Origin of the sequence: Nesterenkonia cremea (assembly GCF_014642675.1) — a bacterium.
Taxonomy (GTDB): Bacteria; Actinomycetota; Actinomycetes; order Actinomycetales; family Micrococcaceae; genus Nesterenkonia; species Nesterenkonia cremea.
The window spans coordinates 1-13,811 of record NZ_BMIS01000002.1 but is presented as its reverse complement, the minus strand read 5'-3'; the positions used below and the strand labels follow the sequence as shown (position 1 = coordinate 13,811).

General features: G+C 62.6%; 11 protein-coding genes. 4 read left to right on the top strand and 7 right to left on the bottom strand.

What is annotated here, in order from left to right:
* Position 1: 1 nt before the first annotated feature.
* The gene (locus IEW85_RS02305) at positions 2-1,303 is read right to left on the bottom strand and encodes a M16 family metallopeptidase (RefSeq protein WP_188682528.1); all 1,302 of its coding nucleotides are present in this window, start codon (positions 1,301-1,303) and stop codon (positions 2-4) included.
* Positions 1,304-1,385: 82 nt separating this feature from the next.
* Here IEW85_RS02305 and IEW85_RS02300 point away from each other — a divergent pair, with 82 nt between their 5' ends.
* Positions 1,386-2,024, top strand: a complete 639-nt coding sequence (locus IEW85_RS02300) for an NUDIX domain-containing protein (RefSeq protein ID WP_188682527.1) — start codon at positions 1,386-1,388, stop codon at positions 2,022-2,024.
* A gap of 36 nt (positions 2,025-2,060) precedes the next feature.
* On the opposite strand, the gene IEW85_RS02295 is transcribed toward IEW85_RS02300, so the two are convergent.
* Positions 2,061-2,555, bottom strand: a complete 495-nt coding sequence (locus tag IEW85_RS02295; protein WP_229658737.1) for a MarR family winged helix-turn-helix transcriptional regulator — start codon at positions 2,553-2,555, stop codon at positions 2,061-2,063.
* Between the two features lie 101 nt (positions 2,556-2,656).
* Here IEW85_RS02295 and IEW85_RS02290 point away from each other — a divergent pair, with 101 nt between their 5' ends.
* On the top strand, positions 2,657-3,091 hold the full coding sequence (locus IEW85_RS02290; RefSeq protein ID WP_188682525.1) for a DoxX family protein: 435 nt from the start codon (positions 2,657-2,659) through the stop codon (positions 3,089-3,091).
* Between the two features lie 52 nt (positions 3,092-3,143).
* Here IEW85_RS02290 and ku read toward each other — a convergent pair whose 3' ends face one another.
* Positions 3,144-4,010, bottom strand: coding sequence for a non-homologous end joining protein Ku (ku, locus tag IEW85_RS02285; protein ID WP_188682524.1), 867 nt, complete (start codon positions 4,008-4,010; stop codon positions 3,144-3,146).
* A 133-nt stretch (positions 4,011-4,143) separates the two neighbouring features.
* Here ku and IEW85_RS02280 point away from each other — a divergent pair, with 133 nt between their 5' ends.
* Positions 4,144-4,938: an alpha/beta fold hydrolase gene (locus IEW85_RS02280; RefSeq protein ID WP_188682523.1), complete on the top strand. Its 795-nt coding sequence runs from the start codon at positions 4,144-4,146 to the stop codon at positions 4,936-4,938.
* A gap of 3 nt (positions 4,939-4,941) precedes the next feature.
* Here the strand turns inward: IEW85_RS02280 and IEW85_RS02275 are convergent, their stop codons facing one another.
* The gene (locus IEW85_RS02275) at positions 4,942-5,343 is read right to left on the bottom strand and encodes an SHOCT domain-containing protein (RefSeq protein WP_188682522.1); all 402 of its coding nucleotides are present in this window, start codon (positions 5,341-5,343) and stop codon (positions 4,942-4,944) included.
* A 160-nt stretch (positions 5,344-5,503) separates the two neighbouring features.
* Between IEW85_RS02275 and IEW85_RS02270 the strand changes: the two genes are divergently transcribed.
* Complete coding sequence (locus tag IEW85_RS02270; protein WP_188682521.1) at positions 5,504-7,918, top strand: ATP-dependent DNA ligase; 2,415 nt, start codon at positions 5,504-5,506, stop codon at positions 7,916-7,918.
* Between the two features lie 173 nt (positions 7,919-8,091).
* Here IEW85_RS02270 and IEW85_RS02265 read toward each other — a convergent pair whose 3' ends face one another.
* From IEW85_RS02265 to IEW85_RS02260, 3 genes are all read right to left on the bottom strand, one after another.
* On the bottom strand, positions 8,092-8,685 hold the full coding sequence (locus IEW85_RS02265; RefSeq protein WP_188682520.1) for a DUF4145 domain-containing protein: 594 nt from the start codon (positions 8,683-8,685) through the stop codon (positions 8,092-8,094).
* Positions 8,686-8,798: 113 nt separating this feature from the next.
* On the bottom strand, positions 8,799-10,268 hold the full coding sequence (locus tag IEW85_RS14270) for a type ISP restriction/modification enzyme (RefSeq protein WP_229658736.1): 1,470 nt from the start codon (positions 10,266-10,268) through the stop codon (positions 8,799-8,801).
* 63 nt (positions 10,269-10,331) lie between these two features.
* A complete protein-coding gene (locus IEW85_RS02260; protein WP_229658735.1) occupies positions 10,332-13,637 on the bottom strand; it encodes a restriction endonuclease in 3,306 nt (1,101 codons plus the stop codon).
* Between the last annotated feature and the right edge of the window lie 174 nt (positions 13,638-13,811).

Sequence of the window (13,811 nt, the reverse complement as noted above, 5' to 3'; positions counted from 1 at the left end):
TTCAGCTCGGCGCGACCACTGTCACCGCGCGCGGCGACTCCGCCATGCGGCGGCCCACGCACAGCACGTCCTCGGCGGTGACGTGGTCCAGCTGGCTGAGCGTGTCTGAGATGTCCACGAATTCGCCGCGGACCAGCTCGGCCCGGCCCAGCCGGGACATCCGCGAGGAGGTCTCCTCCATGCCAAGCACCGTGGCGCCGCGCAGCTGGCCCTTGGCGCGGGCGAGTTCTTCCTCGGTGACCGGCTCGGTGGCGATGCGTTCCAGCTCGGAGGTCAGCACGCCGGTGACCTGGTCGACCTTCTCCGGCAGGCAGCCGGCGTAGAGGCCGAAGTGGCCGGCGTCGGTGAAGGCTGCGGAGAAGGAGTAGGTGGAGTAGGCCAGGCCGCGGCGCTCGCGGACCTCTTGGAAGAGCCGGGAGGACATGCCTCCGCCCAGGACTGCATGCAGCACCGAGAGCGCGAACCGGTCTGGGTCAGAGGCTGAGCCGCCACGCCCGCCCAGGATGACCTGAGCCTGCTCGATGGGTTTGGTGATGGTCTCCACGCCTTCGCGGACCGGGATGAGCTCCTCGTGGCCCACGCGCCGCTCAGCCGGCGAACCTGGGACGCTGATGTCCCATGAGGACTTCCCCAGGGCCTCGGTGACCAGGCGGCAGAGGTGATCGTGGTCCAGGCCGCCGGCGGCGGTGATGACCAGCTCGCCGGGGGTGTACCAGCGCTTGAAATGGGCGAAGACGTCGTCGCGGGTGGCGGCATTGATCTCCTCAGGGGTGCCGCCGATGGGCCGGCCCAGCGGGTGACCGTCCATGACCTGTTCGCCGAAGCGCTCGTGGACCACATCCATCGGGTCGTCCTCGTCCATGGCGAGCTCTTCGAGGATGACCCCGCGCTCGGTCTCCATCTCTGCCGGGTCGATGGTGGCGGAGGTGACCATATCGGTCAGCACCTCCACGGCCATGGTCAGGTCCGCATCCAGCACCCGGGCGTAATAGCACGTGGACTCCTTGCCGGTCATGGCGTTGGATTCGCCGCCCACGGCATCGAAGGCCGCGGCGATGTCCAGGGCGGAGCGCTGCTGGGTGCCTTTGAACAGCAGATGCTCCAGGAAGTGGGTGGAGCCGTGCTGGTGGTCAGCCTCATCCCGGGAGCCCACTGCGATCCAGAACCCGATGGTGACCGAGCGCTGCCCGGGCATCTCCTCGGTCAGCACGCGCACTCCTGAGGGGAGGACGGTGCGCCGGACGGTGGAGCCGAGGTCGGCGTTGAGGATGCCTTCGGTATGGGGTTCGATCGTCACGCGCATAGGGAGTCAGGGTACAGGAGTCAGCGACGCCGTCCGCGTCCGGGTTCTGCACAAATGTCTCCCTTCGTGCATAGGGTGAGGTATGAGCATCCAGGACTCCCCCGCTGACCTGCCCGTCCAGAGCTCCGAGAAGGTTCTGACCACTCCGATCTTCGATGCGGTGAAGGACTCCTTCACCTTCGGCGAGCGCGGTGAGACGCTGCGCCGGGTCTACCTCAAGCACCTCAGCGCCGTAGCCGTGCTGGCGGTGGACGAGCAGGACCGGGTGCTGCTGATCAATCAGTACCGGCACCCTGTGCGGATGAAGCTCTGGGAGATCCCGGCGGGACTGCTGGATGTGGACGGCGAACCCATGCTGGAGGGAGCCCAGCGCGAGCTGGTCGAGGAGGCGGATCTGCAGGCTCAGACCTGGTCCACGCTCCTGGACTTCTACACCACCCCGGGCGCCAACAATGAGGCCATCCGCATCTACCTGGCCGAGGGCCTCACCGAGGTTCCTGAGGCTGAGCGCCATACCCGTGAGGCGGAGGAAGCCGAGATCACCACCGCCTGGTTGCCGTTGGCCGAGGCGGTGCAGGCCGTGCTCTCCGGCAGGATCCATAACCCGAGCGCGGCCAACGGCATCCTGGCGCTGCACGCAGTCCGCACCGGGGCCGGAGAGCTCCGCGAGGCCCGCGCGCCCTGGACTGATCACCCGCGGGCAGCTGAGATCCGCCCCTGAGGCTGGCTCACCAGCGGTCGACAGGGGCAGAGCTGCTCAGTCGTCGTCGTGCTTTCCGTAGATGGGCCGCAGCTCTCCGTCGGGATCCAGGCGGCGAAGGATCTGCTCGGCGATCGTGCCGAGCTGGTCCACCTGCTCCTCGGTGAGCGGGTCCAGGACATGCTCTCTGACCATCTCCACGTGCCCCGGGGCGGCGAAGCGGATCTTCTCCCACCCTTCGTCGGTGAGCCAGACATCGGTGGCCCGGCGATCTTCGGCTGAGGCGAGCCTTTCGACATAGCCGCGCTCCTCCAGCCGCTGGATCACGTGAGAGAGCCGCGGCAGCGTCGCGTTGTTGGCCTTGGCCAGGAAGCTCATCCGGACCGTGCGTCCCTCCGTCTCCGAGAGCAGGGCGAGCACTCGGTAGTCGAAGTGGGTCAGTCCGGCGTCATGGCGCAGCTGAGAGTCCAGCAGGGGCGGCAACGCCTCCAGGATGGAGGCCAGCCGGGCCCAGGAGGACAGTTCACGGGAGGAGAGCCAACGAGTGTTCACTCTCTCATTATCCCGCATCAGCTTGTAGCTACAACTATTCATGCTCTACGGTTTTCGTTGTACCTACAACCTTGGCAACACCAACGAACAGGAGAGAGCCCGTGCGCCTTCTGGTGAACCCCTCGTCCAAGAGCCCCATCCTCACCGACCTCGCCCTGCTGGTGGCACGCGTCGCCCTGGGCATCATCCTCATCGCCCACGGCTGGCAGAAGTTCGATGAGTGGACCATCGCCGGAACCGGCGACTCCTTCGCGGGCATGGGCGTGCCGGCACCGTCTGTCACGGCAGGCGTAGTGACCTTCGCCGAGCTGGTCGGCGGCGCATTGCTGATCCTGGGCGTGTTGACCCCGCTGGTGGCACTGATCAACGTGATCAGCATGCTCAGCGCCCTGTTCCTGGTGCACCTGGAGGCGGGGATCTTCGTCGACGCCGGCGGCTACGAGTTGGTCCTGGCGATCTTCGCTGGGCTGATCATCCTCACCGCCCGCGGCGCCGGCCGCTTCAGCGTGGACCGACTCCTCAACCGGGCGGCCTGACGCCTGAGCAGCACCGTTGAAGGCCAGTTGGCCTGAGCCCTTGAGGCTCGGGTCAGCTGGCTTTCTTCTGTTTGGAGCCCCCGGACTTGGAACTCCCAGACTTGGAGCCGCCGGACTTCCCAGACCCGCCGCTGCTCTTCTTCCGCCGATCGTCCACGGACTTCTTCAGCGCTTCCATAAGGTCGACGACGTTGCCCTGGCCTTCGTCCTCCTCCGGCTCGCCGAAGGTGGCCTCAGTGTCGATCTCCTCACCGTGTTCCAGCTTCTCGTCGATGAGCTCCTGGAGCTGCTCCTGGTATTCGTCGGTGAACCGCTCGGGCTCAAAGTCCTGCGAGTAGGACTCCACCAGGGAGGCCGCCATCTCCAGCTCCTTCTTGGAGACCTTGGGCTGGGGGATGTCGAAGTCGGCATCGCGCATCTCATCGGCCCAGCGCATGGTCTGCAGGATGATGACGTCGTCGCGGACCCGCAGGGCGGCCAGTCGGGTGCGGGAGCGCAGCGTGAACTTCACGACGGCGACGCGCTCGGCGTCCTCCAGGGTCCGGCGCAGCAGCACATAGGACTTCGCAGACTTTCCGGCGGGTTCCAAGAAGTAGGCCTTGTCCAGGACAAGGGTGTCGATCTGCTCCTCGGGCACGAACTGCTCGACGGCGATCTCTTTGGATTCGTCCGCCGGCAGCTCCTCCATTTCGTCTTTGGTGATGACCACCGTGGATTCGCCGTCGTCATAGGCGCGGTCGATGTTCTTGAAGTCGATCTTCTTCTCACAGACCTCACAGCGGCGCTGATAGCGGATGCGCCCGCCGTCGGCGTCGTGGACCTGATGGAGACTGACATCGTGGCTCTGCGTGGCCGAGTACAGCTTGACCGGCACGCTGACCAACCCGAAGGACACTTCCCCTGACCAGATAGCTCGCATGGGCCCATCCAAACATCCAGCGCGTAGAGTGGCGAGGGCGCATGACCTGGTCCGGCTCAGCACATCTGCAGCGCGGGCGCGGCACAACCTCAGCACTGGCGCAGCACACGACAGCACAGCAGGAAGGCTCGTGATGACCGACCGTTCGTTCTCCCTCAGCACTCAGACTCTCGGCGACGCCGATCAGACGGTGGTCTTCCTGCATGGGCTCTTCGGGCAGGGGAAGAACTTCACCCAGATCGCCAAGGCGTTGCAGCCTGAGTTCCGTTCGGTGCTGGTGGATCTGCCCAATCATGGAGATTCGGACTGGACGGAGACGTTCAGCTACATCGAGCAGGCTGACCTGGTGGCCGAGCAGCTGCGTTCCGGAGCTGCGGCCGAGGAGCCGGTGCACCTGGTGGGGCATTCGATGGGCGGCAAGGTCGCCATGTGCCTGGCGCTACGGCACCCGGAGCTGATCCGCAGCCTGGTGATCGTGGACATCTCCCCGGTGAAGCGGGAGAACATGGATGAGTTCGACCACCTGCTCGGTAACCTGCGCCAGCTGGACCTGGAGCAGCTGAGTTCACGCCGCGATGCCGACGCACAGCTGCGCGAGCCCATCCCGGAGGACATGGTGCGCGGGTTCCTGCTGCAGAGCCTGGAGAGCGGGCCCGAGGGCCTGGCCTGGAAGTCCAACCTGGACCTGCTGCACGAGAGCCTGGCGGAGATCGGCGACTTCCCCGAGTTCAGCGAGGAGCAGTACGAGGGCCCGGTGCTGTGGATCGCCGGAGCGAAGTCCGACTACGTGGAAGAACGTGCCGAGCCGGTGATGCGCGAGCTGTTCCCACGGGTCTTCCAGACCACCATCAAGAACGCCGGCCACTGGGTGCACGCGGAGCAGCCGCAGGTGTTCACCGAGGTGTTGCGGCGGTTCCTCTCCAGCTGAAGTTCAGAGCTGCTCGAGCAGCTGCACCCGCTTCTGCTCATATTCCTCAGCCGAGACGATGCCCTGGTCGTACAGGCGCTTCAAGTCCTCCAGTTTCTGGGCCACGCTCGGCTCTACCTGTTGGTCGACTGGCTGAACCGCGTCCTTCTGCAGGTGAGGATTCTTCTTGGTCAGCTTGTCTATCTTCCGCTGATACTGGTTGGCATTCGCTTCAGATGCTTTAGCCGCCCGAAGTTCAGCGGGTCCGGTGAAAATACCTCGTGCCTTCGACTGATGCTTCGCTGCCAGCTCTAGGTGACGATCTCGCTGCGCTTCCATAAGACCAAGGGCTTCCTCAGGAGTCTTGGCCCGAGCGATCTTCATGTCGGCCTTGGCCTTCGAGATATCTTCGAATCCGCGGCTCATATCCCGCAAGCCCTTCTTACCACCAAGCATCTTTCTGTCCCCTCTGTCAGTGCGATGTCTTGAAATCCTACTCACCGATCGCAGCGTGGGAATCGATATGACGAGCCGTTCAAAGGACCGGACTGTTCACCCTTGGCCCAGCACATGATTCACTGCCCCTATGGGCACACAGGAGACCGTCACCATCTCCGGGAAGAAGCTGAAGCTCACCAATCTGGACAAGGTGCTCTTCCCTGCCTCAGACACCACGAAGGCCGAGGTCATCGAGTACCTCCAGACGGTGGCGCCAGTCATGCTGCCCCATGTCCTCGGCCGTCCGGTCACGCGCAAACGCTGGCCCGACGGCGTGGGCACTGCCGATGAGCCCAATGACGCATTCTTCCGGAAGAACCTCGAGGACTCCGCACCCCGGTGGGTCCATCGCCTGGCGCTGCAGCACTCCGATCACGTGAACACCTATCCCGTGGCCATCTCAGAGGCCGAGCTGGCGTGGTTCGGGCAGGTCGCAGCCCTGGAGCTGCACGTGCCGCAGTGGCGGTTCGACGGCGAACCCAAACAGGCAGGTAAGAAGAGCCCCTCCCCTACGGAGCGCCGCAATCCCGACCGGCTGGTCCTGGACCTGGACCCTGGCCCGGGCACAGGACTGCCCGAATGCGCACAGGTGGCCCGCTGGTGCCGCGAGATCCTGGATGACATGGGCCTGCCATCGGTCCCGGTGACCTCCGGCTCGAAGGGGGTGCACCTCTACGCAGCGTTGGACGGCTCCTACACCTCAGAGCAGGTCTCCGACGTCGCCAAGGAGCTGGCGACCTCCCTGGAGAAGGATCACCCGGACGAGGTGATCAGCTCCATGAAGAAGTCCCAGCGCAAGGGCAAGGTCTTCATCGACTGGTCGCAGAACCACTGGAACAAGACCACCGTCGCCCCCTACTCGCTGCGCGGGCGCCCGGGCTCCTCGGCTGGCCCCTATGTGGCCGCGCCGCGCACCTGGGAGGAATTAGAAGACCCCGATCTGGAGCATCTGGACTTCCGCCAGGTCATGGAACGGGTAGCCGAGGGAGTCGACCCCCTGGAGGACTTCGGATCTCCGCTCTCCCCCACCGACGACCCCGAGGACCGGCTCACCACCTACCGCTCCATGCGCGACGCCGGCAAGACACCGGAACCGGTCCCCGCCGCCTCCCCCGCCGCGCGCAGCGAGGACCCCATCTTCGTGATCCAGGAGCATCACGCCACCCGCCTGCACTACGACACCCGCCTGGAGCGTGACGGTGTCCTGGTCTCCTGGGCAGTTCCGAAGGCGCCGCCGCTGAAGCAGGGAACTCAGCGACTGGCCGTGCAAACCGAGGACCATCCGCTGGAGTACGCCGAGTTCGAGGGCACCATCCCCAAGGGCGAGTACGGCGGCGGTGAGGTCACCATCTGGGACTCCGGCACCGTGGACATCGAGAAGTGGGAAGAGGCAAAGGTGGTCTTCACCCTCCACGGACAGCCCGACGGCGGCCTGGGCGGCAAGCCGCGGCGCTACGCCCTGGTGAAGGCTGGTGATGAGGACAAGCAATGGCTGATCCGCCTGATGAAGAAGCAGCCGAAGCGCTCGGAGGCTGAGAGCGCCGACAAGGAGGCGCCGTCTCAGCCGCAGGACGTGGAGTTCCCCTCCCCTATGCTCGCCACACTCGGCAAGCCCGCAGACATCCGTGGGAAGGGATGGACCTTCGAGGGCAAGTGGGACGGGTACCGGGTACTGGCCAGGGTCGACGCCGACGGCGCCACACTGCGCAGCCGCAACGGCAAAGACCTGACGGGAACCTTCCCTGAGCTCACTGAGCTGGCTGATCTCGTCCCCGAAGGAACGATCGTGGACGGCGAAGTCGTCGCGCTGAACTCGAACAGTCGTCCTGACTTCGGCCTGCTCCAGAAGCGCGGGCGGCTCACCAAGAAGCGCGAGATCGAGCAGGCCGCGAAGAAGACCCCTGTCCATTACATGCTCTTCGACGTGCTGCACGCCGCTGAGCACGGCGACCTGACGGGCGAACCTTACTCAGAACGTCGACGAATCCTCATGGACCTGGTCAGCGAGGGGCAACGTGTCCAGGCCCCGGGTGACTTGGGCGATTCCCTCGAGGAAGCCATGGAGGTCAGCGAGGAGCTGAAGCTGGAGGGGATAGTCTGCAAGCGCACTGACAGCACCTACGCCGCCGGCCGCCGGTCTGAGGACTGGGTGAAGATCAAGCACGACAACCATGCGGACGTCACCATCATCGGCTGGCGCCAGGGCAAGGGCAGCCGCAAGAACACCTTCGGTTCCCTGCTGCTGGCACTTCCCGACGACAGCGGCGAGCTCCACTACGCCGGCCGGGTCGGCGCTGGCTTCAGCGGTGCTGACTTAAAGGACCTCCGAACTCAGCTCGAGAAGCTGGTCCGCAAGACTCCCCCAGTGGACGACGTCCCCGATGAGGACTCCTCAGACGCCACTTGGGTGACCCCGAAGCTTCAGGCTGAGGTGAAGCACTCAGGCCTCACTCGCGACCACCGGCTGCGTCATCCCGCGTGGCGGACCGTGGGCACTTACTAAGAGTCCCCGGAAGCTTGTAAAGGACAAAGCCTAACGCGCGGGCACAGCCACGCGTCGTACTGCCGCATTCGAGAACACTAAAGTTGGGACTACCCTCGTGGAAATCCAATATGCCGGCGACTGGGCGCAGACGCGCGGCAATTTCCCGTAAACCGCTAGTCGGACCGAGTCATCTAGTCGCTCGCTACTTCGCGCCGCCTGTGGGTCTCATACCGTTCAGCAAACGTGTAGAGATAACTTGCTAGGGCTTCCGTGAACAGGAGCGCATCATCGGCGTCTTCACGCGCGACCGGATTAAAATCGTGCGCCCCATTATTGCCGAGGTCCTTCGCCACGGACGACCAGTCGAATAGCCTCTCATCGATGAGATCTTGTTCCCTCATCTTACGGAGCTTCTGCGCTAAAGTCCCTTCGCTAAGACCTTGTTCTTTGCAAACAAGCTCAACCGTTCTTCTCGCCATAATGACCGCAGCGGTGTTTAGACCTGAACGAAAACAAGAAATCGCTTCGTCATATGACTCCCTCACGGTCAACGGGACCGCGCGTGACAGAGCACGATGAGTTTCCGGGAAGCTCTGCACATATGGCATCTCCGCTACTGGCTCATCTTGATAATAACGCTCTCGCCAATCTGGATCACTCTCTCGAGTTAGCACATAGGGCCCCGCGCAACCAGGACACTTTCCTACGAGCCATTCATAGGGCTCAAAATCGTCCCATTCACCCTCTGGATTAACCCACCAAGATTCAATTACTTCGAGAATCACCGCTTTAGCACATGTTTGGCAGTTCCACGCGTGCCGGCCTTTTATGCTCACCCCAACCCCCGCTCTCCTATGACCTGCTCCGACCGTCCCAAGTTCATGCCTGAAACCATTTTTCAGATTCGCAGATCAGGCAATGACTTGGTGAGACGGACAGTTTCAACGCTAACCGTAGTCACCCGCTTGATGAGATCGAGAATATAGCGCGGCTCCTCATGCTCGTCGGCCCAGGCGTTCGGGTCGTTGACGATGCCGGAAGCTTTGTCCCTTTTGCCCTGGTAACGGTCGATGAGCCACTCCAGGGCACTGCGACTGCCCAGCATGTACTCGTGAGCCTCATCTGGGATGCCGGAGAGCGTGATGTTGTAGTTGTAGACCAGGCGGGTCTTATCTGCAGCGCGTGCTTTGCCGCCCCACTTCAGCTTTTCGACACGGTAGAAGCTTGCATCGTCGTCCCCCTCGAAGGCGCTCTCTTCCACGAGCGGGTAGGGGTCGACTGTCTCGTAGTTGATGTGCAGGTTGAGGAGCTTCTGACCCGTCTCTGCGAACGCCCAGAAATCAGCCGTGGACGTTGGCATCGGAAGTCGGGGAAGCTGACGCGTGAGTTCCGCTGAGAAGGTGGTCCGATACTGCTCGGAATGCAGCAGTGCGTAGACGTGGGCGAAGATAGCGTCCCCCGTGACGTCTTGCCCGAATGCATTCTGATAGCGGGAGAGCGTCTCGTCGCTGATGTTGTCGACCCGTTTGTAGCCATCAATTACCTCACCAGAATCGGAGTCCGAGAGCCCGCTGAGCAGGTCAGTCTCAGCATCCTCTATCGGCTTCCATGTGTAGCGGGGGAAGAACTGCCCAGCCTTGCCGAAAAGGTCCAGGCAGGGAATCTGGTCCGTGGCTAGGAGCGCAAATGGTTGGCCCGGGTTAATGCCGTGGAGGTAAAAACCGTAGTTTGAGTGTTCCGGAGTGGGGAACATCGAGGGAAGCTGGCTGCGTTCGTGGTTGTAACCAGCCCCGAAGAACACGTGTTGCTTCGTGAATGGTCTATAGAGGCCCACGCGGTGGCTGTCAGGAGCCATTTTCAACTCGCGGTCACGAGCAACGAAGTTCCGGAGAGACCGTGCCCACGAGATCTGGGTCGGATCTGAGAAGGACAGATGTTCGCTGAGCCAGGCAGCAACGTCTTTCTCGTTCCGTTTGGCTCTGGGTTCAGTGTGGTAGGCGTAACGGACCTCATCATAGGTCTGGGTCATCGTCACGACGTTCCGCAAGACGGCGTCGCGGGAGAAGTTGTAGACCCACGCGTCGCGGTTTGTCTGGAGCCCCGGGCTGTAGGTCTTGAACACCGGGGTCATGCCAGTGTCACCCTTCTTGTCGCCCAGCGGCAGGAGGGTGTCGAAGATGTCGCTGGATTGGTTGATCCATTCGCCCTTGGCGTTGGGTGTGATGGTTTCCCATGCGGTGGAGTCGATGGTGGATTCGCGGATTAGGCCGAGTTTCTCTTCAGTGCTCAAGAAGTCGCCGATGTCCCGGTAGTGGAGCTCGCAGTCGCCAAAGTGGTTCGGATCTTTGACGCCCACGACGATCGCCACTGTGGCTCGGCTACCGGAGCCAAAAGTTTGTCCTCCTTCCGCATAAACAGTGCGACCGTTGATTTATCTCCTCTCCCCAGGGGTTCGAGTGTTGCCGCGGAGGTTATAGACATAGAGCTGGTCGAAGTCCTCGATGAAGGTCTTGCGCAGACCATCGGCTGAGTTGGAGTCGATGTACCCACCGTTGCTGACGTAGGCGAGGATCCCCTGGTCGCCGATGCGGTCAGTGCCCCAACGTATGGCGCGGATGTATGAGTCGTAGAGGCTGTTCTTGTTCTGCCCGTGGGTCTTTGCCGCGTAGGTGGTACGGATCCGCTCATCCAGCGTCGGGTAAGACGCGTTGGCGTTGTTGTCGTTGGCCGATGTCTGCCCTGATGAGTAGGGCGGGTTACCGATGATGACCCGTATGTCGGTGGCCAGCTGGCGCTTGGCGCGTTCATTGTTGGAGGTGAAAAGCTCCAAATCGAAGGTGTTGTCTTCTTCGGTCATCTGGAAGGTGTCACCGAGGACGATCCCCTCGAACGGCCGGTAGTCAGCCTCGCCCTCCTGGGCTTTGGCCAAGCCGTGGTACGTCGCCTCGATGTTAATCGCGGCGACGTAGTAGGCCAAGAGCATGATCTCGTTGGCGTGCAGCTCATTGGCGTACTTTCGGGCCAGGTCGTGCGGAGTGATGACCCCGGACTGCAGCAGCCGGACGATGAATGTGCCGGTGCCGGTGAATGGGTCGAGGACGTGGACGCCCTCATCGGTTAGGCCGCGGTCGAAGTGCTTCTTCGAGAGGTCATCGACAGCGTGGACGATGAAATCGATGATCTCCACCGGGGTGTAGACCACTCCAAGGGCGTCGGCCTGTTTGGGGAAGGCCTTCTTGAAGAAGTCTTCGTAGAGGTCCTTGATGATCTTCTGCTTGCCCTCGGCGTTCTCGATACCTTCGGCGCGACGGGCCACGGAGGCGTAGAACTTGTTCAGCTCTGCGGTTTCGGCGTCGAGGTTGTTGCCCTCAAGAGTGTCGATCATCTCCTGCATGACCTGGGATACCGGGTTGTTCGCCGCGAAGTCATAGCCTTCGAACAGGGCAGCGAAGACCGGCTTGGTGATCAGGTGCTGGGAGAGCATCGAGATCGCGTCATCTGCGGTGATGCCTTCGTTAAGGTTGTGGCGGAGGGCTTCGACGAAGGTGTCAAACTTCTCCTCTACCTCTGGGGCGGGGTCGTTCTTCACCAGGGCGGTGATCCGTTGTGTGTGTCGGTCAGCGACGTCGGCGATGGTGCCGGCCCAGTTCTCCCAGTACTCGCGGTCGCCGACCTTCTGGACGATCTTGGCGTAGATAGCTTCTCGCCAGTTCTCCAGGCCGCTGAAGTCCAGGTCCAGTGTCAGCTGCTGGCTGGTGGTGACCGAAGCCTCGTCATCGGTCTCGTCGCCGCCGACGGAGCCGATCTCAATATTCGGTGTCTTCTCGCCCAGGTCGATCTTGTTGACCATGGCCTCGAACCGGTCATCGTGGGACCGCAGGGCGTTCAGCACCGACCAGATGACTTTGTACTTCTTGTTGTCCTTCAGCGCGGTGGCGGGGTCCTGACCCACAGGGATGCCGACAGGCAGGATGATGTAGCCGTAGTCCTTGCCCTTGGCTTTACGCATGACCCGGCCCACGGACTGGACGACATCGACCTGAGAGTTCCTGGGGTTGAGGAACAGCACCGCATCCAGACTAGGGACGTCCACGCCTTCGGAGAGGCAGCGGGCGTTGGTGAGGATCCGGCACTCGTTGTCCTCCGGCTCGGCCTCGAGCCAGTTGAGCTTGCCGGTGCGCTCAGCGACGTTCATTCCGCCGTCGACGTGCTCGGCCTGGCAGAGAAGGCCCGCGCCCTCGGTGTCGTCGGAGAGCTTGGCAGTGATGCGCTCGAACATCCCGGCCACTCTCTGGGATTCCTTGATGTTGGACGCGAAAGCCACTGCCCGCTGCATCGCCCGGACTTCGCCGGGCTGGTCGTCTTCCTTGCCACGGCGGGAGAGTCCGTTCCAACAGCCGACGACTTTGGCGACGTCGTCGATCTTCAGTTCACCGTCGTCGTCTGTCAGCAGTCCCTGAAGCTGGCGGTTCACGGAGTTTTCGTTCACCGCGAGGATGAGGACCTTGTAGTCGGTCAGCAGCCCGTGCTCGACGGCTTCGCCGAAGCCGAGCCGGTGGAACTCACGCCCGTAGAGGTTCTCATCGTCCATGGAAGCGACGACCACGGACTTCTCGTCGGCCTTCTTCTTGGCTGCGTCGTCGAAGACCCGTGGAGTGGCGGTCATGTAGAGTCGCTTTGCCCCGGCGATGTAGCTGTTGGAGTGGATCTTGGTAAAGGCCGACTCGTCTTGGCCCGCAACGGTGGCACCGGTGGTGCGGTGGGCCTCGTCGCAAATGATCATGTCGAACTCGGGGAAGCCCTGCTGCTGGGCCTGGTGGATGACCTCGATCGACTGGTAGGTCGAGAAGACCACGGTCCGGCCGGCGTAGTTAGCCCCAGCCGCGCGGCGCCGCAGCAGAGCCTCAGGATTCGTGGTGGCAGGCACGACCAGCTCCGTGGTGGAGATGTCCTCGTCCTGGTTCTTACCGACCTTCACATCCGAACAGACAGCCAGAGCCCGGAACTCCTCGGTGGAGTCCCGCTTCCACTCGCGCAGAGTCTGATCAAGCAGAGCGATAGAGGGAACCAAAAACAGCACGAACCCGCTGACTGGGGTCTGCTCCAGCATGATGTTCAGGCTGGTGTAGGTCTTGCCCGTACCGCAGGCCATGATCATCTTGCCCCGGTCCCCGTCGGCAAAACCTGCAGCGACCTCGTCAATGGCCCTCCGCTGGTACTCGAAGGGGGTCTTCTTCTGTGACTTATGGACCATCCGGTCGGGGGCTTCAATCCGGAACTCGCTCCAGTCGATGTCGGCCCGGTCCATCTGGGGCAGGTCGACCACTCGGACATTGTTCTGAGCCAAGGTCCGCTCGGCTTCACGGCCAAGCTTCAACGCAGTATGGAAGAAGATCCGGTCTTCGAACTCCTCCGGGGTGGCCTCAGCGATGAAGGACTGCACCCCGCCCTTGTCGATCGCGACGGTGGGGTCGTGGAATTTGCACTGGATCGCTGTCAGCCCACCGGTGAAGCGGTCTTTGGCCACCAGGTCGATGCCGTTGTCACGGCGGGTGCCTCGGTCGGGATAGTCCTTCCACAACCACACGTCGGAGAATTGGTCGGCCCACTCCGGAGCTGTGGTGAGGAAGGTCCGGACCAGCCGCTCGAACTTGTCGCCCCGATCACGGTAGTCGGTGTGATTCTCAAAGTAGCTCTCGAGGACGTGTCCGAGCGTGATCTCTCCTGGTGAAGCCATAGGGACCATTATGCTCAAGCTACTGAACTCGCCCGTTGTATGACGTATGAACCGTCCTGGGTTTTGTTCCGACCTACTTGATTCAGGAGGATCGGACTATGAGCAGGACCAGGACGTTCTACACCCCGGAGTTCAAGGACCGGGCAGTGCGGATGATGGAGGATCACTGCAGGA